The sequence below is a fragment of the Roseiconus nitratireducens genome (assembly GCF_008629675.1).
Classification (GTDB): Bacteria; Planctomycetota; Planctomycetia; order Pirellulales; family Pirellulaceae; genus Stieleria; species Stieleria nitratireducens.
On record NZ_VWOX01000006.1, the window covers coordinates 269,612 to 289,184 of the forward strand.

Genomic DNA, 19,573 nt, shown 5'->3' on the forward strand with positions numbered 1-19,573 from the left:
CCTCGATGGAGACTCCGTGATGGAGAACGATTCAATGCGAACCGACGGCGTCGCCAAGCGTCTGCCGACCTTTCCTTGGCGAACCGAATTCGTCTCTGACCTTGCCCGCAGATCCGTGTTCCTGGCATCCGTCGGCCTCTTGGCGCTGATGACCAACGGCTGCAGTTCCGACCAAGCCCAGACTGTCCCCGTGAACGTGGACCTGACTTTTGAACCTGCGGAACCGATGGTTGGCGACTCAAAGGTGGATCTGCGGCTTACCGATCCGTCCGGCAATCCGATTGAGAACGCTGCGGTGACACTGGAAGGCAACATGAACCACGCCGGGATGAAACCCTCCTTTTCGGAGCTATCCGAGCAAGATCCGGGTCACTACTCGGGGACGCTGGAATTCACCATGGGCGGTGACTGGTTCGTCCTGGTCGACGTCGAAATGCCCGACGGCACCACGGCCCAACAACAGATCGATGTCCCCGGAGTCAAGGTTCCGTGACCGTGGCGCTGACCAGCAGCAACATCAAGGCGGATGCACCGTCGCCAGGCGCCCCGGACGGCGCTCGCCAGCAACGGCTCCGGACGTCGTTTGACGTCCTGAGGTTACCGTTGCTGGGGCGGTTTCTGCGTTGGCGCTATTCACGAATGTTGCTTCAGTCCTGTGTCCTGCTGTTGAGCCTGGTGATGATTGGACACGCGTTCTGGGGACCCCAACTTGCTCCCAAGAACCTGGCAGCGTTGCTCACTTGGGTGCACTTCCGGGGCCTGGTCGTGATCGTCATTTTGTTGGCCGGCAACCTTTTCTGCATGGCCTGTCCCTTCATGTTGCCGCGTGAAATCGCCCGTCGGATTCATGCCCCGCGCTGGGACTGGCCACAGAAACTTCGCAACAAGTGGCCGGCAATCATTTTGTTTGCGATGGTCCTGTTCGCTTACGAACTCTTTGACCTGTTCTCCGACCCCTGGTGGACGGGCGCCTTGATCGTCGCGTACTTCGCTTTGGCAGCGATCACCGACGTGTTGTTTCGCCGCGCTTCGTTCTGCAAATATGTCTGCCCCGTGGGGCAATTCAACTTCGTTTGCTCGACGATGTCGCCGCTGGAGGTCGCCGTGCGTGACCGCGATGTTTGCGGGAACTGCGCCACCAAGGATTGCATCCGCGGAGTGCACCAAGAAGCGACTTCGTCGAAAGATGCGTTCACCAAAGGAGCCTTGCCGCTCGTTCAGCGCGGATGTGAGTTGGATTTGTTTCAACCTCGCAAGCGAGGAAACTTGGATTGCACATTCTGCCTGGACTGTGTCTACGCGTGCCCCCATGACAACGTCGGGATCCTCACCCGTCTCCCCGCCGAGGAACTCGCCTATGAGGGGACTCGTTCGGGGATTGGCACGCCAGAGCGGCGATTCGATTTCACGGCACTGACAATCGTCTTTGCGTTTGGGGCGTTGTTAAACGCGTTCGCGATGATCAGTCCCGTGTATGCAGCTGAGCGATGGATTGCCGATGTGACGGGCTTGCGAACGGAGTGGCCCATTCTGGCCGCGATCTTCGCCCTGGCGTTGGTGATCGAACCGGCGCTCTTGCTGGGGGCCGCCGCCAGTTTGACCCGCTTTTTCTCGCGATCCGACACACCCCTTTTGTCGATCATCAATCGTTACATCCGATCCCTGATCCCGATCGGGTTTGGCGTTTGGCTGGCGCACTACGGCTTCCATTTTTTTACGGGTCTGCTGACCGTGATCCCGGTCGCGCAGAACGCCGCCAAATCCACCGGGACAGCATGGCTCGGTCAACCGCAATGGCAATTGGGCGGTTTGCCCGAAACGGTTGTGTACCCGTTGGAATTGGGATTCATGAGCCTTGGCTTGATCGGTTCCTGGATGATCGCCTGGTCGATTGCTTCCCAGCGATCCTCGAACCGCATTGCCTTGCGTTTCGCGCCCTGGGCAGCTTTGCATCTGCTGCTCTACGTCTCGGCCGTGTGGATCATGAATCAGCCGATGGACATGCGTGGAACTTTTTTGGGAGGTTGATGTGATGGCTGAAACGACCAATTTGACCACGCTCCGTTTGCTCGCTCGGGCGTTCGCGATTCTGATCGGCGGCTCCGTCGGTTTCCTTTCCAACTCGACGAGCCGGGCGCACGAAGGTCCGCCGTTCCCCGTGTTGATGGACCAATCCCTGGCGGGCCGTACCGTGTCGCTTTGGGCGGATCCGGATATCGGCGAAGCCACTTTCTACGTGATCGTCGAGGGTGATGACGTCAAGCAGGAACAATCCGAGCCGACGGTCTCCCTTTGGACCGAGCCCGTCAGCGGCAGGCTTGAACGGGTGGCCTACGCGACGCAGCCGCACCCGCAGCGAAATCACCTTCAATACGAGGCACATCCGGTCTTTGACAAACGCGACACCTGGCGGGTGGGAGTGACACTGGCAACGGACAACGGTACGACCGAAACGATCACGGCCGAAGTTGAATCAACGCCGCCGGGGATGGGAGCGTGGGACCTGGCGATTTATTTGTTCCCATTCGCTCTGCTGGGCGTTGCCTGGATCATCGCCATGGCACGCCGGCGAATCGCGTTGCAGCGACACATCCCAATCGAGCACCCGCGGTCCATCGCCGCGTCCAGTCACTCCGGCGCCTCGGCGATCCCAGGGGAGTGTGAGTGATGAAGACAGACCGAAAATCCCGACAGCTCCTGATCGTCCTCGGGATCGCAGCCGTGCTGGCTGTCGCCGGCACCGCTTATTGGAGTTTGCGGCACGTCGAACGTCCCGAAATCGCCACACCTCCGGCAGCGTCGGAGCAAACGCTGTCCGATTTTTACACCAGCATTGCGGCTCTGGACGTCGAAGAGAATGAACGTGCGGCACGCGTGCTCGGCGACGCGGTCCAGCGTGAAGATCGCGAACCAGCTTTGTGGGCCAATCTCGCCGTCGCTCGACTGAGATTGAATGAACCGGAGAAGGCTCGCGAGGCATTGGAACGGGCCCTGGAACTCGCCGGCGATTCTCAACAGCTGGCGGTCCTGAACGCTCAAATCATGGAGTATTCGGGGCAGATTGAACCCGCGATCGAAGTTCTGCGTCGCGTTCACACCGATTGGCCGGAGAACGTGGCGGCAACCTATTCGCTGGTTTCCCTGTTGGGGCAGATGCGGGATGACCAATCCGAAGGGGAACGCATCGAGTTGCTCACCAGCATTCTGGAACATGCCCCCGGGAACCTCAAAGCGTTGCTCGAGCGGGCTCGAATTGCAGCAACACTCGACCGCGATCAACAGCTTCGGGAAACACTGAACGCGATTGCAAACCAGGGCGAACGATGGCCAGAGGACATCCGAACGCAACTGGATCAAGCGAGCAATGCCGCCGACCGAGCGGACAATCGAAATGCCGCGGTGTCGCTGACGTTCCTGGAGAACCTGCTCAAACCTCGCCCCGAATACCAGCGAAGTTTGGCGCAACTGGGTGTCTTGTCGGTCACGGCGGTCGGGACGCCGGTGCGTTCCCCGTTGCGACTGAAAGTGCCGCCGGCTCAAATCCCCGCCCCCGATTCGAAGCTGGCCTTCGAACCCACCTTCCCCTTTCGTTCAGCAGCGCGGCCGGACTTCGCGTTGGCGATGGAGCACTCGGGAGAGCGTCGCTCAACCCTACTGTCGCTCTCCGGAGATCAACTCCTCGTCGATGCCTCGGCCGCGCTGCCCTTTCCAGGATCGTCAAAATCCGCTGATCGCACCAGTCTGTGCGTCGCGGATCTGAATTCTGACTTTCGGCAAGATCTGGTTTGTGTCGGGGACAGGGGGGCTTGGATTTATGTCAGCAACGATGACTTTTCGTTCACCGAGCACCGAATCGATTCGGATGTCGCGACTCACCCCTGGAAAGGTGTCTGGGCCATCGACATTGAAGCCGACGGCGACTTGGATCTGCTTCTTAGCGACCAAGAATCCCAATTGTTAACGCTTCGAAATGACGGTGCCATGACCTTCACCGAAATGGCAGACGTTGTCCCTGCGTCCAAGGTGGTGCAATTGTGTCAAATCGATTTTGACACCGACGGAGATCTGGACGTGATCACGCTCGATCCGACGGGTCAGTTGACCGCCTGGACGAATCAACGGGCCGGGTCCTTTTCGTCCGCAGTGATCCCCGCATCGCAAAAGCAACTTGCGACCGCCACCGGGGACTTGGATCGCAATGGTGAAATGGAGGTGATCTCGCTTGCCGACGACGGAGGGATCTGGTCTTCCGCGTGGGTTGATGGCGACTGGATGGTCACACGCGTTGCCAGTTCGAGCTTGAAATCCTCGCTGAAGGGAACACGGCCGGGTGCCCCCTTTCTTCACCTCGCGGACATGGACAACAACGGCGGCGTGGACGTGATCCTGGGAGTGGCACGGCAAACGGAGGTGTTGCTTGGCTCGGAAAACCTTTCCTGGATCGCGCTTGATGCCTCGCCAGAAATGATCCTGACATCGGTCGTCGACTACAACGACGACGGCCGTCTGGACCTGGTCGGACTGTCGGAATCCGCAACGACCGTCGCCTTGAATCAAAGCGAAGCGAACTATGGCTGGCACGTGCTGCAACCGATGGCAAACACGAACGCCGGTGACAAACGCATCAATTCTTTTGGCATCGGTGGACGAATCGATGTTCGTGCGGGAAGTCTGGTGCAGTCAAATCCGATTGCATCGCCTCGAGTTCATTTCGGTTTGGGAAATCGCCCGCAAGCCGATGTGGCTCGAGTCATCTGGCCCAATGGTACCAGCCAAGCCGAGTTCGGGCTGAAACCCTTCGAAACACTTGTCGCGAATCAGCGGCTGAAGGGATCCTGTCCTTGGGTATTCGCTTACGACGGCGCGCAATTTCAATTCGTGAAAGACTTTCTGTGGCGATCTCCGCTGGGTCTGCGAATCAACGCGCAAGACACGGCGGGAATCACGCAAACGGAGGATTGGATCCGGATCCCTGGGAACCTTTTGGCCTCGGTCGAAGGCCGGTACCTGATCCGAATCACCGCCGAACTCTGGGAAACCCACTTTTTCGATCACGTTCACCTGCTTGCCGTCGACTTCCCCGATGACGCACGCGCATTCGTGGACGAACGCTTCATTCCCGCGTCAATGCCCCGACAGCGTGTCGCGCTGGTCACCGCGCCGAAACCGCTGCACAACGTCCTCGATCACAAGCTTCGAACGCTCGATGAGCGACTGAAGTCCAACGACGGCGAATACGCGGACACCTTTGAACTGGGCGAGTTTCAGGGGATTGCCGAAGATCACTGGGTCCAATTCGATTTGCCACCGGAGGTTTCTGGTGACCGCGATGTGGTCATCGTCGGCCACGGCTGGATCTATCCGACCGACAGTTCGCTCAATGTCGCGATCGCCCAGGGGCTTGCGACGCGTCCCTACGGGCTGATTCTGGAACAACAAGGTCAGGACGGACGTTGGAAGCTGATCCAAAATGACTTGGGATTTCCCGCGGGCAAGGGCAAAGATGTTCTGATTGCAATCCCCCCAGAATCCATCAAAGCTTCCCGCCGTTACCGGTTGCGAACGAACATGGAAGTCCACTGGGATTCGCTCCGGTGGAGTTATCTCCGTGACGACATCCGGCCGAAAATCACGGAATTGGACACCGTGACATCGGAATTGCGGTACCGAGGCTATTCCCGGTTGTTGCCGGTGCATCGAAGGCGCCCGGACACTCCGATTTACGAAATCGAAACCGCTCAGCCTCGCTGGCTGGACCTGGAAGGCTTTCACACCCGTCACGGCGACATTGGTGAGCTGACGGGTGCCGTGGATGATCGCTACGCGATCGTGAATGCGGGCGACGAACTGGTGTTTGAGTTTGCCGCAATCGCTCCACCGCCAACGGGGTGGCGGCGAGACTTTGTGCTGGTCGGTGACGGCTGGGTCAAGGATGGCGATTTCAACACCGCGTTCTCAAAGTTCGTGCGTCCACTTCCCAGCCATGATTCCCCGCAGTACCGCGGGCCACTGCGACCATTGATGCAAGATCCTGTCCATCAAAAGCATCAATCGGATTGGAAAAAGTTTCATACGCGGTACGTGACTCCGAAACACTTCTACCAACAACTGTGGAAATCGCAATCCGCCGTTTCAGCGAATCCGAATGCCCCATGAACCGACTACAACGCACACTCATCACGATCATCTTCGCAGCACTTCTGGTCGGCCCCGCCGCCTATCTCCGCTGGTCGCAAGAAAGTGGAGAACGCGCCAGCGCGGCAAGCGAAAGCTCTCCGGACGTCCTGCAACGATACGGATTCCGGTTGAAGGAGCAGGCCCGAGACGCGGGGGTGGATTTCACGCACCAGCCACTCCGACTCGATCAGCGTTTGGATCACATCGCACCGCAAATCGCGGCCATGGGCGCGAGTGTGTCGGTGGTGGATTTTGACCAAGACGGCTGGCAGGATTTCTACGTCACGAACAGCGCCTCCGGCAGCATGAACGGTTTGTACCGAAATCTTGGCAACGGCCAATTTGTCGACGTCGCCCGGGAGGTGGGGCTGGCAGATCTGAACAAACCTGGCACCGGGGCCTGCATGGGAAGCGTCTGGGCGGACATCGACAACGATGATGACGAAGACGTCCTGGTCTACAAATGGGGCCGCCCCGAACTGTACCGCAATGATCGGGGTGAGCGATTCGAACGCATCACCGATTCCAGCGGCCTACCGGACTGGGCCAATCTCGGCTGCGCGACGTGGCTGGACTACGATCGCGACGGCTTGATCGATCTTTTTCTCGCTGGCTATTGGTCGGAGGATGTCCGGCTGGAACAGTTGAAGACGACCCGGATCATGCCGGAAAGCTTTGAGTACGCCAACAATGGAGGACGCAAATGGCTGCTGCGGAACAACGGCGACGGAACGTTCGAAGACGCGACGGCGGAGTCCGGAATCGACAGCACTCGTTGGACGCTCGCGGTCATCTCGGCTGACTTCAACGGCGATCGTTTCCCCGATCTCTTTCTGTCCAACGACTACGGCGTCTCGGAGCTTTTTATCAACCGACAGGGAGACCGGTTTGAAGAAATCGGAAAGGAAAGCGGAATCGGCCACGCTCCCAAGAGTGGAATGAATGCGGCGATCGGGGATGTACTCAACCAGGGTCGACTGGCAATCTACGAATCGAACATTTCGGAGGAAGGCGTGCTGTTGCAGGGAAACAACCTCTGGTTCCCCTCCGCGAGCGGCGCGACGACTTACGAAAATCTGGCATCGGTGATGGGTGTGGAACTGGCCGGCTGGAGCTTCGGCGCACAGTTTGGGGACCTGGACAACAACGGTTTCGTGGATCTGTACGTGACCAACGGCTACGTGTCCGGCGACCGCGGCACGAGCTATTGGTATGACTTTTCACAGATCACCGGCGGCCACCGAAATATCATCTCGGATACCGACAATTGGCCCGACATGAAAGGCAGAAGCCTTGCCGGATACCAACCCAAACGGGTTTGGCTGAACGACGGTGCCGGGCAATTCCAGGATGTCGCCCAACTCATCGGGGCTACCGATCGCCACGATGGCCGCGGCGTCGCGCTGGTCGACCTGGACAACCGAGGGGCACTGGACGTGTTGGTCGCCAATCAACGGGGCCCTCTGCTGATGTACCGCAACCAGGTCGATCCGCAGCGGAACTGGATCGCATTCGAACTGAAAGGCACACGCAGCAATCGCAGCGCCATCGGGACCCAGGTCCAGGTCCATTGGAAGAACCAACAACAGTTGCAGGAGTTGGTCGCCGCGAGCGGGTATTCCGCGCAGAACCAACGACGGCTGCACTTCGGACTTGGCACCAGCGACCAGGTGGACAAGGTCAGCATCCTCTGGCCGTCCGGTCAGACGCAGGAGTTGTCCCATCCGGCGATCAATCAAACGCATCGTATCGAGGAGCCGAAATGAGCACGACCGAATCGACCGATCTAGAATCTTCGGCCGCCCCCGACACTGTGGCAACCTCGGTTAAATCCGAGCTGCAGCGTCCCTTGGTCTCCACAAGCCGTGCGTCTTGGAAGAGTTTGTTGACGCTGGAGAATCGATTTCTCGCGCCGATTTTGATTTCCTGCATCTTGCTCGTGGGGCAATTGACGTTCGGCTTTCTTGAGAGTTGGTGGCAGACCTGCCTGGCAATCGCCGTTGCGATCACCTGCGAACTGGTCTTGGGGCGGTTGATGGTCGGAAAATTTCCGCACCTCGCCAGCGCCTACATTTCTGGAATCAGCGTCGGGATCCTGATTCGATCGCCGTTCCTTTGGCCGTTCGCCCTCTGCGCCTCGCTTTCGATCATGTCGAAATATGTGTTGCGTTGGCGCAACCGCCATTTATGGAACCCGTCAAATTTTGGCGTCAGCGCGATGCTGTTCCTCTACCCCGCTGCCGTCGCAAGTCTGAGCATTCAGTGGGGCAACACACTCTGGCCGATGCTGGTGGTCTGGTGCCTGGGATCGTTGATCATTTCAAGATTGAAACGTTTTCACATCTGTTTGACCTACGTGATTTCGTTCATCTGTCTGGCGGGCGCCCGCAGCGCGCTAACCGGCAGCCCGTTTCTGGCCAACGTCGCCCCCTTGACCGGTCCGATGTACCAGTTGTTCGTTTTCTTCATGATCACCGATCCGCGGACGACCGTCAGCACGAAGCGTGGTCAGTGTCTGGTCGCCTTCCTGATCGCCCTGGTCGAGATGATTCTACGGCTGGCGGAGTTCATCCACGCACCGTACTACGCCCTGTTTCTGGTCGGACCGGTTGCTTTGGCGGCGGAGTTGGCGATGAAGCGAAAGGCCGAGGCACCAGGATCTGTCTGAAAAGTCGGGAAAGCGAAGAGCGGCCATCGCAATCAAAAACACTGTGATTTGCAGTGCAATGAGCGGCAAGACGCTAGCCGCCGGTTGAGGCGAGAAGACCCGCGGCTTGCGCCACGCGGCTCACTCGATGAGGCGCTGTCCAGCTGGCCGGCACCGATCCACAACCCGTCAAGGTTTGACGGCTGCGACACCTTCCGCACTCCGAATTCGATGGTTTCTTCTGCCATCGGCCGAATTCCGATGCACTGACCGGCGGCAAATGTCGATCAGCCGTCGCAGGGTTGAGCAAAATTGAGTTTACAAGACTTCATTTTGCACAGAGAGTTGCGGTGATGAAAACGCCTGCATGGATGCCCCGTTGGCACGGGTATGCTTTGGCCGTCGCGATCGGGATGGCCGGCGGATCGGTCTGGGCAATCGCCCCGGATGATCCGGCGCCCGACCAGAACGCTCCGACACGTTCGACTTCTTTCCCGGTCCAAGCGACCGAAGACTCCTTGCTCGCCGAGCAGCCGCCAGCGACGCCTTGCGTTTGCCCTGTTTGCGGAGGTGACAAGCAGCAGACGCCCGGCTTTCGTTCCTGCTGCCACGGCACGCTGCTGGACTGGTCCAGGTTTCCGGAAACCGTGCACAAAATGCCGCGTCCGGGAATTTTTCCGATTCTCCCCAAGGGTCCGGGGTACTACTCCGCTTGTGACCTGCTGACAGACACCTGCCGCCCGGGACCGCCAAAGTCCGGATACGCACCGTTCGCGATCAACGCGTGGCCGTTCTTTGACGCCGATTGGCGGTACGTTGAAAACATTCGCGAGTCGGATCGTACGATCGTGGAACGGTTGAAGCGGATGCACTTGAATGACTGCCTGATGCTAAGCACCGGCGGCGAGTTCTGGATGCGCTACGTCAACGAAAGCAACAGTCGCTTGACGGAGGCCAACAACGATTTCACGCTGACCCATTTCCGGCAGTACGCCGATCTTTGGTACCGCGACCTGGCGCGTGTGTACGGCGAATTCGTCTGGGCCGACAGCCAGGGACAGGAACTTGCCCCCGTTCCGCCCGACGTCGATTTGGGAGACATCCTGAACCTGTTCGTCGATGTGAATCTGATGGATGTCGCTGGCAGCCCCCTGTACGTCCGGGCGGGACGTCAGGAATTGCTGTACGGTTCGCAACGTTTGGTGACACCCTTGCCGTGGGCCAACAAACGCAACTCGTTCGACGGTGTGAAGATGTTTCGGCACGGCAAGAATTGGGACTTCGATGCCTTTTGGACACATTTCGTTCCGCCTCAAGCAGATGAGTTTGATTCCGCCGACGATAATCGCACCTTCGCCGGATTATGGTTGACAAACCGACCGCGGCCGGGGGAATTCCGAGACCTGTACTATCTGTACTTCGACAACGACAACGCGGCTTCGGCGCTGGGCGTCACACGGTCACCCTTTGAAACGCATACCACCGGAACGCGCTGGTCGGGTGACCGCGATGGGTTCCTGTGGGACTTCGAAGGAGCGTTACAGTTCGGCAATCGCGGCAACAATGATCTGTTCGCGGGCATGGCCACGGCGGGCGTCGGCAAGCGACTCAGCCGCGCCGCTTGGTCGCCCACCATGTGGCTGTATTACGATTACGCCAGCGGCGATGACGACTTCACCGACGACACCGATCACACGTTCAATCAACAGTTTCCCTTCGGGCACTACTACCTGGGATGGATGGACCTCGTCGGGCGACAGAACATTCACGACGTGAACGCCCATTTGTACGTCTACCCGAACAAATGGACGACCGTGTGGTTACAGTACCACCGTTTCTGGCTAGCCGAAAATCGCGATGCCCTCTACAACGCGGGGGGAGTTCCCTACCGTCGTGACCCCACCGGCGCAGCGGGATCCGATGTCGGAAACGAAATCGATTTGGTGATGAATTTTCATCTATCGCGATACTCCGATATTCTGGTCAGCTACAACAAGTTCTTCGGCGGCTCGTTTGTCGAATCGACGTCGGGTCCGAACGCCGCGGTCGACTCCGAGGCTTTGTACCTGATCTATCAGCAACGCTGGTGATACCCGACGCGCCGACGACCGTCCTTAACGGCTCGAAGGCTTTGCGACCGCAAACGTCGGTCCGGCAGCGAACCGGCATCCGCGATTCTGGTCGATCTTGCGTCCTCTCGCTGGACAACATCATTTTGAGGTAGCCGCGTTCGCCAGAGCGTGGAGGATGCAGCGCTGCCGCCCTCTGGCGACGGTCGCGGCTCGCGAGGAAATCTGTCCGCCCCTTTTTGGGCCACATCCCGGTGGTTGATCCGGTATGCTCATGGCAGGCGACTGTCGGACACTATTCCTCGGAGAACAATCAATGAATGCGATTGATATTCTAGGTAGTCTGCTGGGACACAAGCAGAGCCAAGGCGGCAAGGGGGCGGACGCATTGAATGACATCTTTGGAGGCCGAACGCGATCGAGCCAATCCTCCACGTCGACCCGACCCGCGGACATTGAACGTGAGGCCAAGGAGTTGGAAGACCTGCTGAACGTCTCGACGGGCCGATCTTCCTCGTCGGGAAGGTCGACGGGAAGGTCACCGTCCACGTCCTCCCCATCCACCTCGCATCCCACGGCGACCCGCACGGCGTCACCTGCTTCCACGACGTCGGAACAAGATCGTGCCCTGATTCTGATTCGCGCGATGGTCGGTGCCGCGAAAGCCGACGGCCGGCTGGATGCCGACGAACAAGAAAAAATCATCAAGCAGCTACGCAATCCAAGCCGGGACGATATCGAATTCCTGAGACGCGAATTCGAACGGCCGGTCGACGTTCGCAGCTTTGCAGCCTCCGTTCCCACCGGAATGGAACAGCAGGTCTACACCATGTCGTTGATCGCCATCGACCTGGATACGTCGGACGAAGCCAAGTACCTGATGGAGCTCTCCGAAAGTCTGCGATTGCCGATGGAAGTCCGCGAGCAGATTCATCAACGGATGGGAGCCCCCAGCATCTACTGACCCGTTGCGTCTCCTCTCGGATCAGCCGTTTTGTGTCCGTTCATCGATCTCGACAAGCGAGTCTTCCAATGCCCCTCCCATCAAGCTGGATTCCACGAAGCGCCGCCGCAGCCGCAGTGATCTGCTTTACCGGGCCCCTTACCTGCCCGCCCGATGCGATCGCCCAGGAGACAACGTCCCGGACGACGGCGTTGGTCGTCGACGGAAATGTCGCAAACGTTTTCCGGTCGGATGACCAATACCTGGTCCAGATCCTGGTGCAGCGGTCCGAGATTCCGAGCCTGGAATCAATCTCCGACGCGCCCTACCCGGCTCCCGGCCAGTACGTCTACGCCCATGTCGGCCCGGACCGGTCGCTGCTGGGCAGGCTGACGCAGAACGCCGCGGTGGAAAGCGTTCCGAAGCCGAAAACCCGAATCCGCGCCCGCTTGGCCATCGGCCGTGACGGTCAATGGGAAGCGGCGGGCGGAGACTGGTTCCAGGAGAACCCGAGTCCCGGATCGGATACCCCGACCGGTTCGACCGCGTCCGCCGAACAACTGGTCGGCGGGCTGGGCGTGACGACCGAACGGGCCTTTGTCTCCGGCCAGCCCGCGTTGAAAGTGGTCAAAGTCCAACCCAACAGCCCGGCCGCTAAAGCAGGGGTCGAACCCGGAGACGTGCTGGTCGAAGCCAACCGCAACCCGCTGCGATCGGAGGCGGAATTGGCAGAAGCCTTCCGGAACCGTCGCGGGAGCTTCTCGCTGACGGTTCGCGACGTGCGATCGGGACGCGACGTCCTGGTGCCGATTGACGCCGAAGCCCCCGCGAATTCGAACCCGGATGGTCGAATGCAACCCCTGGGTGCCACCACCGAATTGGCGTTCTACAGCGGCAATGCCGCGGTCAAAGTCACTGCCGTCGCGCCGGGCAGCCCCGCACAACGGTCTGGGTTGACGCCCGGTCTATTGATCCTGACGGCGAACGGACGGCCGATCGAAAGTCCCAAAGCGCTGGCGGAAGCGGAACAGGAATCGCGCGGCCAACTGACGTTGGAGGTGGTCGATCCCAAAGACCGCAGACAGCGAACCCTTCGCGTCTCCCTTTGAACAACGCATCGCGAAAGTCGGCCAGAGCTCCTCGTGACCGATGATTGATTTGCGGTCGACGGTGCGAAATCCGTAAGCATTTCGCACCGTCGCAAACGTCTTCGCGATCCTGAAAAGCCCGGCAAGATGCGAAGTTGGGCAGCGCCGACTTGCAGCACTGACCCTCGTTAGATTTCGCGACAGCCACGATCTGCCGACGGTAGCTACATTCGGTTCCAACCGTCATGATTCCAAGATGCGTGGCCGCGGTCCCGGCCCGTCCTCAAGGAATCCCCGTTGCCGAGCTCCGCACACGGTACCTCCCCACATCGAGTGATTGACCGGATGATCTCTGCCCGTATCGCCAAGGTTCAAGACCCGGTCATCCCCATCATTGGACGCTGGACCCGCGAAAGCCCCGGGACCATCTCATTGGGACAGGGCGTGGTCCATTACTCGCCTCCGGACCAGGTTTTTGCCGCCGTCTCCGAAGCTGCAGTTGGGGATCGCACCCTGGACCGCTACGGCGACGTCGTGGGCGAGCCAACGTTGACCGACCTGATTGCGGAGAAGCTGGAACGCGAAAACGCGATTCAGGCGACCGGCGACGGTGCGTCGGTCATTTGCTCCGCTGGCGCCAACATGGGATTCCTGAACGCGATCCTGGCGATCGGAGATGTTGGCGACGAGATCATTCTGCTCGGACCCTATTATTTCAACCACCACATGGCGATCGAGATCGCAGGTTGTCGCCCGGTCGTGGTGCCCACCACATCGGAAGACCAACCGGACCTGCAAGCCATCAAACGCGCGATGAGTGACAAGACGCGGGCGGTCGTCACCGTATCGCCCAACAATCCCACCGGCGCTGTTTATTCATCGGAAACGCTGAGGGAGATCAACGCACTTTGCGCCCAGCGGGGCATCTTTCACATTTCCGACGAAGCCTACGAGTACTTTCTGTACGACGGCGCCGAACACTTTTCGCCAGGATCACTGCCGGGCGCATCCGCCCACACCATCTCCTTGTTTTCACTTTCCAAAGCTTACGGGCTGGCGGGCTGGCGAATCGGCTATTCGGTCGTCCCCGATCCGCTGGTTGATGCGGTGAGAAAGATCCAGGACACCAATCTGATCTGCCCACCAAAAGTATGCCAGGTCGCCGCCGCTGCGGCATTGCAGGTCGGTGCGAGTTGGTGTCACGATCGGATTGCCAAGCTGGCGCCGGTACGTCAAGCTAGCTTGGATGCACTCGCGTCGCTATCGGATCGATGTGAAATCACGGTCCCGAGGGGGGCGTTCTACCTTTTTTTGAAATTGCAGTCGGACCACCACGACCTGTCCCTGGTGCAATCGTTGATTCGGGATGAAGGCGTGGCCGTGTTGCCCGGCAGTGCCTTTGGGCATACCGACGGATGCTCCCTCAGAGCGTCCTACGGCGCCCTCGACGCGGATTCGGTTTTGGAAGGGATCGGGCGACTGCAGCGTGGACTGGCAAGAATACTCTGATCGGAAGGGAATACGTCGATGCAAGTGGTGGCGGTGCAGCTGAACATGGCCTGGGAAAACAAGGCGGCAAATCACCAGCGTGTGCATGAACTGTTGAAATCAAACGGCCAGATTCAACCCGGCGCGTTGGTTCTGGTGCCGGAAATGTTTGAGACCGGATTCAGCATGAATCTGGATGCGACGGCGCAATCCGATTCCCGTGAGGGCGAGCAATGCCTACGTGACCTGGCTCGCGAATTTGATGTGGCCGTGATGGGCGGGGTGGCGGCGCCGGTGCGTGACGGCTTGTCGGCGAACGAAGCGGTCGCGTTCGCTCCCGATGGTCGCGAACTGGTCCGTTACCGGAAAATCAAACCGTTCAGTTTTGCCGGTGAACAGGATCACTACCGCGCCGGTGAATCCGTCCAGCTTTTCCGATGGCAAGACGTGAAGATCGCCCCCTTTCTGTGTTACGACCTCCGGTTCCCGGAGCTGTTTCGCGACGCGACGCGACAGGGGGCCGAACTGTTTGCCGTCATCGCCTGCTGGCCTGCCAAACGCAGCGAACACTGGGTGCGGCTTCTGCAAGCCCGCGCGATTGAAAACTTGGCAGTTTCCGTCGGGACGAATCGCTGCGGCGAGGAACCCAATTTGACATTCGACGGCCGCAGTTGCGCCTTCGATCAAATGGGCACCCCGCTATTCGAAGCAACCGATCAGGAGCAGGTGATCACGACCGACATTGACATCAATGCCGTGCGGGACTGGCGAGACCGATTCCCGGCGCTGCGTGACATGTCAGCCGGCTGAGCGGATCGAGCGGGCCGCCCGACCTGAAGATTCCCCTGCCCGGCGGCAGCAGCCGCCGGGCAAGTAGTGCACTGCGTGCTACACCTTGTCGCCGCTGGGGACTTCAAATCCTTCGCGGTATTCCCGCGTCAGCATCGCGTTTGCGGCGTCGCTATTCTTGAATCGCTCCGCTTCGGGATCGAACTCCAGGTGCGGTCCGAGCGACAGCGGTGTCTTGTCCAAATCCACACCGTTGGACCGCAGGTGTTCGATGGTCCTGTCAACCGTTGCCAGGTTGTCGTCCAGGCTGTTGACGGCCCCGATTTTCTCCCGCAGTTGCTCCGGTGATACCCGGTTTTCTTCGCCGACGTAGTACGAGATGTTCCCCAGATGGCTGACCGCTGCGGACAGGTGCCCGGTCAGTGCATCAGCATTCAGTTGGGTGCCGTCGCGGGAAATGCAGGCGTCGATGAAATTGGCAAAGTGCATGTCCCCGACATTCCGCGCCTTGAATTCCTTGATCGGATTCATGTCCTTGTCAAAGGCCTGGCAGTAGTCGTATTGCGTTTGAGCGGCGTAGCCGTCCGATCCGTAGAAGATCACACCGATCTTGTTGCCCTTGCCCTTTCCGAACATGGCGTCGACGTCCTTGCCGGCCGATTCTTTGATTTCCAATCCGCGCGTCTCAAACACGATGCATTTGTCGCCGTAGTCGTAAATCGAAACTTCGGTGTTGGCGGTGTCACCCGCGTCCACGTAGTCAGGATCATTCCGTTCGGCTTGGTAACCAAGTCGGCCACCGTAGCTGATGACCGAATTGGGGTGACGATCCAACCCCAGCCCCCATCGCGCGATGTCGGTTTGGTGCGGACCCTGGTTGCCCAGGTCACCATTTCCATAGTGTCGCTGCCAGTGCCAGTCGTAGTGGAAGCTGCGCCGAGTCAATTTGGGATCGGTGTACGTCGCCGGACCACTCCACAAGTTGAAATCGACGTATTCCGGAATCGGGTAATCTCCCAGCGGACCGATCGACTTGCGGCGTTTGTAACACAATCCGCGAGCGAACTTGACCTCGCCGATCCCGCCGTCAGCCAGGAACTGCGCCAAGTCTTGACAGGCGGAGCTGCTGCGGCACTGCGTCCCGGTTTGAAACATTCGCCCATACTTCTTCGCAGCCTCGACGAGCGCACGGCCCTCATGAATGTTGTGGCTGATCGGTTTTTCGATGTAAACATCTTTGCCAGCCTGCATTGCCCACACGCCCATCAACGCGTGCCAATGGTTGGGTGTCGCACAACTGAGGATGTCGATCGCCGGCGCCTCCAATGCTTCGCGGACATCCTTGAAAACCAGCGGCATTTTGCCTTGCAGCTTTCTAACCGATTCGGCACGCGACTGTGCGACCCGCTCATCGATATCGACGATCGCGCGAATCTCCGTCCGCGGATCGTAGGTGAAGCCCCGGATGTGCTCGCCTCCCCGGCTGTTCACCCCCGCGATGCATACGCCCAGTTTTTCGTTGGGACTTTGCGCCCTGGATTGGCGGGGCAAGGAACTAGCGGCGAGACCGGCGGCGGTAGCGAGGGAGAACTGACGTCGGTTGAGTTTTCGCATCGAAATCACTTTGGGGGGAAGGGAGGAAGGCTGGATCCGAAAGTCTGATTATCGCACAAATCCGCGCCGAAAGTTTTCCCGGCATTCAAATTTTCGCTCCCAGCGCGACTGGAATTTAGGTCCGCTTTCTCACCGAATTCACGCGGGATAACGCTGGAGTGCCGCAACTGGTAGTTTCTGGGGCAGGCAGACCGAACAGCGATCGGGTCCTTGCCGGTTGGCTCCGCTCGGGCCCCTGGCAGTTGCCGCTGCTCGGGCCCCTGCCAGTGCGGTCGCCATGGCTGCTCCCAACCGCTTTCCTTTCATCGCGTCGCCGGAATGGCTGACGGCAGATTATCAATCGGTTCCATCATGTCGACCGCCCGTGCCCCGCAGGCCCCCGATCCGAACTGCCATTTCCTGGCACTCACCGGCAGCTTGCTCGCCGCCACCTGTGCGGCCCTGCTCTTTCACGGTTGGACCGTCACTGGAAACCCGTCTGACCTTGTTCCCTGCGTGTTGTCGGCTTTGTTGATACCGGCGACGGTGGTGATCGCCGGCCGCGTGGCGGACAAGTGGACCGCCGCGATGGTGTTTGTCGGTTCTCTCGGTTCGATCGCACTGGGCAAGATGCTGACCGGCCAGACGCTACCCAATGCGTTGGTCCTCGATCCGATCAACCTGCTGCTGTATGGACTGACGCCGCTGATTGCCACCGCCCTCATTGTCGCCGCTGGTCCATCGTTGCTTCGGTCACTGCGGTCCCCGATTGGTCCGGCCAGGCCGACGGTTTCCGACATCAATCCGATCGGCGCGATGCGTGTGCCAGTACTGATTTGGCTGGTCGTCGTTTCGGCAATCTACCTGGTGAACAACGGAACCGATCGAACCGGGTTTCGGATGATCACCCTGCCGTTTGATGCTCCCAGCGGCGACATGTCCTTGCTCGGTTTCAGCGTCCTGGTCGACACACATCCGGTGATGGCAGAAACGTTGCCCGCCGTGGAACAGGTCAGCTGGTTCGCCGGAGGCGTGCGAAGTGACAACAACTTTCGCTTCCTACGTGCCGGATATGCGTTTTTGGCTTCGCAGCTGACACCGATTTTTGACCAGACGACCTCGCTGCTGATCGTCAATTTTGTGTCCTGGCTGGGAAGCTTGGCTTTGGTTTGGCACCTGACCCTGCGTTGGACGGCGCACCAGGTCGCCGCTTCGGCGGCGGTTTGTTTAGCCAGCGTCGGAATCGGGTTTGGCGTTCATATCAATGACGCCACACCGCACCTGACATCGTTTGCGCTGTATTACTTGGGGATCGTTCTGATCGATCGCTTCGAGTTCGGGGAAACGCCGCGTCCTTGGAGAACGCATCTGGTTTGGGGATTGATCGTCGGACTGATCAGCTTGGAATACAACGTTGCCCAAATGTTGCTATTCGTCTACGGCGTCGTCAGCCTGAAATGCCAGCGCTGGATCCACCTGGTCGCAGCCGCCGTTGTTTCCCTGTCGTTGCGTCCCCTCTGGCAGATCATTCTGCCTGGCTTGGGCATCAACGTGCGTGAGGTCGAAGGAGAGTACCTGGTTCGTAGTCTGGATTTCTGGCAAGACTCGTTCCAGCAAGGCATCGGAACGTTCGCGACCGACATTGGTTACTTCACGATTGAAACATTGACCGCGTTGGAGTCTCCGTGGTTGCTGATCTTGGCGTTGGTCGGGCTGGTGTTTCTGGCGAACCGACGGCAAAGAATCCTGTGCGTGGCCACGGTCTTGGCTCCGGTGCTGGCCTGCGTGTTCTTTGCCCCCACCTCCAATTCCCGCGGTTACATCGTCTACGGAGCCAGCCTGGTCGTTTTTGTTGCATCGGGCAACCTATTTGGACGCTTCATGATCCGCCGGGGCAGCATCGGCAAGGTGGCCGCATTGGCATTGTTGGCGGTTTGCTCCATCCAGTTGATCTGGACGACCGCGCATCATCGATTTTGGACCGGGCCGGCAAAGATGTTTTTGCTGGGGGCTCCCAAAGCGAGCCCGCTACTTTGGACCCGGCCAGAAATTGAGAGCCTGACCGGACAGGAGCCGCTGCCGATCGCGCTCGGCGGTACCGCAGCCTTTGTTGACGGGGGAGCCGTCCGCACTCCGGCGACCGAGCCGGTGCCGATGCGTTCCTTTCCGCTGATGGTCCTCAGCCGCGTGTTCTTTGTCGGGGCAATTCTAGTGACCGTGTGGTTGATTCTGGATGATCGGCGCCGCCGCAGAATCACGACCGCGGTCGCCGCGTCCGCCTTCCTGTTTTGCGGTGTGATGTCTTTCGCACGAATCGAACGGCAGCCGGCCGTGTTTGATCTGCAAGCGTTGCCCATCGCGCCGCGCGAAACGATCCAATACTCCGTGCGTCCGCGCGCGGACCTGTTGGACCAGTTCGCTGCGCAATCAAATGCTGCGACAATCCCCCAGATCGAATTCTTTCTGGGCGCTTCGGCTCCGGTGCAACTGCGCTGGCTGGTGGATGGCAAAGCCATTCCGGTCCGCCGGTTTGAAAACAGCCGTTGGGTCACTGACGGCCCGATCGATTTGAAGACGCTGCGTGAAACAGATTCCTGGACATTCCAGATTACCAATCCCGGTGACCAGCCGATTCGAGTGCGAGGATGGCAACGCAATTCGCTTCCCGAACGGCGCCTTGATTCCACACTCGCCTCACCGGTGCTGCCTGGCATTGAGATTCGTATCCGGGACGCGGAGTCGGGGGCGTTGCGGTTCGCGGCGTTCTAACGCACGGCAC

Annotated in this window: 13 protein-coding genes; 12 read left to right on the forward strand and 1 reads right to left on the reverse strand. The window is 59.4% G+C overall.

Translation table 11 applies throughout. From position 1 onward, the window contains the following. Positions 1-19: 19 nt before the first annotated feature. The 11 genes from FYK55_RS12800 (at position 20) to FYK55_RS12850 (ending at position 15,222) form a co-directional block, all read left to right on the forward strand. Entirely contained in the window at positions 20-493 is a 474-nt protein-coding gene (locus FYK55_RS12800) for a FixH family protein (RefSeq protein WP_150076815.1), read from the forward strand. Next, positions 490-2,028 (forward strand): 4Fe-4S binding protein, encoded by a 1,539-nt coding sequence (locus FYK55_RS12805; protein ID WP_201743703.1) that lies wholly within the window; start codon positions 490-492, stop codon positions 2,026-2,028. The genes FYK55_RS12800 and FYK55_RS12805 overlap by 4 nt, the downstream gene beginning before the upstream one ends. After that, positions 2,006-2,668 carry a hypothetical protein gene (locus FYK55_RS12810; protein WP_161604479.1) on the forward strand — a complete coding sequence of 221 codons (663 nt, stop codon included), beginning with the start codon at positions 2,006-2,008 and terminating at the stop codon, positions 2,666-2,668. Before FYK55_RS12805 ends, FYK55_RS12810 begins: the two co-directional genes overlap by 23 nt. Continuing rightward, positions 2,668-6,156: a CRTAC1 family protein gene (locus tag FYK55_RS12815; RefSeq protein WP_150076817.1), complete on the forward strand. Its 3,489-nt coding sequence runs from the start codon at positions 2,668-2,670 to the stop codon at positions 6,154-6,156. The genes FYK55_RS12810 and FYK55_RS12815 overlap by 1 nt, the downstream gene beginning before the upstream one ends. After that, on the forward strand, positions 6,153-7,943 hold the full coding sequence (locus tag FYK55_RS12820; protein ID WP_150076818.1) for a CRTAC1 family protein: 1,791 nt from the start codon (positions 6,153-6,155) through the stop codon (positions 7,941-7,943). The genes FYK55_RS12815 and FYK55_RS12820 overlap by 4 nt, the downstream gene beginning before the upstream one ends. After that, on the forward strand, positions 7,940-8,845 hold the full coding sequence (locus FYK55_RS12825) for an RnfABCDGE type electron transport complex subunit D (protein WP_150076819.1): 906 nt from the start codon (positions 7,940-7,942) through the stop codon (positions 8,843-8,845). The genes FYK55_RS12820 and FYK55_RS12825 overlap by 4 nt, the downstream gene beginning before the upstream one ends. A 332-nt stretch (positions 8,846-9,177) precedes the next feature. Beyond that, positions 9,178-10,914: an alginate export family protein gene (locus tag FYK55_RS12830; RefSeq protein ID WP_150076820.1), complete on the forward strand. Its 1,737-nt coding sequence runs from the start codon at positions 9,178-9,180 to the stop codon at positions 10,912-10,914. A gap of 295 nt (positions 10,915-11,209) precedes the next feature. Then, complete coding sequence (locus tag FYK55_RS12835; protein WP_161604480.1) at positions 11,210-11,857, forward strand: tellurite resistance TerB family protein; 648 nt, start codon at positions 11,210-11,212, stop codon at positions 11,855-11,857. A gap of 68 nt (positions 11,858-11,925) precedes the next feature. Next, positions 11,926-12,945 carry a PDZ domain-containing protein gene (locus FYK55_RS12840; RefSeq protein ID WP_150076822.1) on the forward strand — a complete coding sequence of 340 codons (1,020 nt, stop codon included), beginning with the start codon at positions 11,926-11,928 and terminating at the stop codon, positions 12,943-12,945. A gap of 324 nt (positions 12,946-13,269) precedes the next feature. Beyond that, positions 13,270-14,433, forward strand: a complete 1,164-nt coding sequence (locus tag FYK55_RS12845) for a pyridoxal phosphate-dependent aminotransferase (RefSeq protein WP_150076823.1) — start codon at positions 13,270-13,272, stop codon at positions 14,431-14,433. An 18-nt stretch (positions 14,434-14,451) separates the two neighbouring features. Beyond that, positions 14,452-15,222: a nitrilase-related carbon-nitrogen hydrolase gene (locus FYK55_RS12850; protein ID WP_150076824.1), complete on the forward strand. Its 771-nt coding sequence runs from the start codon at positions 14,452-14,454 to the stop codon at positions 15,220-15,222. Between the two features lie 78 nt (positions 15,223-15,300). Here FYK55_RS12850 and FYK55_RS12855 read toward each other — a convergent pair whose 3' ends face one another. Then, positions 15,301-16,815 (reverse strand): Gfo/Idh/MocA family protein, encoded by a 1,515-nt coding sequence (locus FYK55_RS12855; protein WP_150076825.1) that lies wholly within the window; start codon positions 16,813-16,815, stop codon positions 15,301-15,303. Between the two features lie 351 nt (positions 16,816-17,166). Here FYK55_RS12855 and FYK55_RS12860 point away from each other — a divergent pair, with 351 nt between their 5' ends. Continuing rightward, positions 17,167-19,563: a hypothetical protein gene (locus FYK55_RS12860; protein WP_150076826.1), complete on the forward strand. Its 2,397-nt coding sequence runs from the start codon at positions 17,167-17,169 to the stop codon at positions 19,561-19,563. The last annotated feature ends 10 nt before the right edge of the window (positions 19,564-19,573 follow it).

What these genes read in the sequence shown, in the direction of transcription:
- FYK55_RS12800 (WP_150076815.1), top strand. Translation starts at nt 20, where the DNA reads ATGGAGAACGATTCAATGCGAACCGACGGCGTCGCCAAGCGTCTGCCG.
- FYK55_RS12815 (WP_150076817.1), top strand. Translation starts at nt 2,668, where the DNA reads ATGAAGACAGACCGAAAATCCCGACAGCTCCTGATCGTCCTCGGGATC.
- FYK55_RS12820 (WP_150076818.1), top strand. Translation starts at nt 6,153, where the DNA reads ATGAACCGACTACAACGCACACTCATCACGATCATCTTCGCAGCACTT.
- FYK55_RS12825 (WP_150076819.1), top strand. Translation starts at nt 7,940, where the DNA reads ATGAGCACGACCGAATCGACCGATCTAGAATCTTCGGCCGCCCCCGAC.
- FYK55_RS12830 (WP_150076820.1), top strand. Translation starts at nt 9,178, where the DNA reads ATGAAAACGCCTGCATGGATGCCCCGTTGGCACGGGTATGCTTTGGCC.
- FYK55_RS12835 (WP_161604480.1), top strand. Translation starts at nt 11,210, where the DNA reads ATGAATGCGATTGATATTCTAGGTAGTCTGCTGGGACACAAGCAGAGC.
- FYK55_RS12840 (WP_150076822.1), top strand. Translation starts at nt 11,926, where the DNA reads ATGCCCCTCCCATCAAGCTGGATTCCACGAAGCGCCGCCGCAGCCGCA.
- FYK55_RS12845 (WP_150076823.1), top strand. Translation starts at nt 13,270, where the DNA reads ATGATCTCTGCCCGTATCGCCAAGGTTCAAGACCCGGTCATCCCCATC.
- FYK55_RS12850 (WP_150076824.1), top strand. Translation starts at nt 14,452, where the DNA reads ATGCAAGTGGTGGCGGTGCAGCTGAACATGGCCTGGGAAAACAAGGCG.
- FYK55_RS12855 (WP_150076825.1), bottom strand. Translation starts at nt 16,815, where the DNA reads ATGCGAAAACTCAACCGACGTCAGTTCTCCCTCGCTACCGCCGCCGGT.
- FYK55_RS12860 (WP_150076826.1), top strand. Translation starts at nt 17,167, where the DNA reads ATGTCGACCGCCCGTGCCCCGCAGGCCCCCGATCCGAACTGCCATTTC.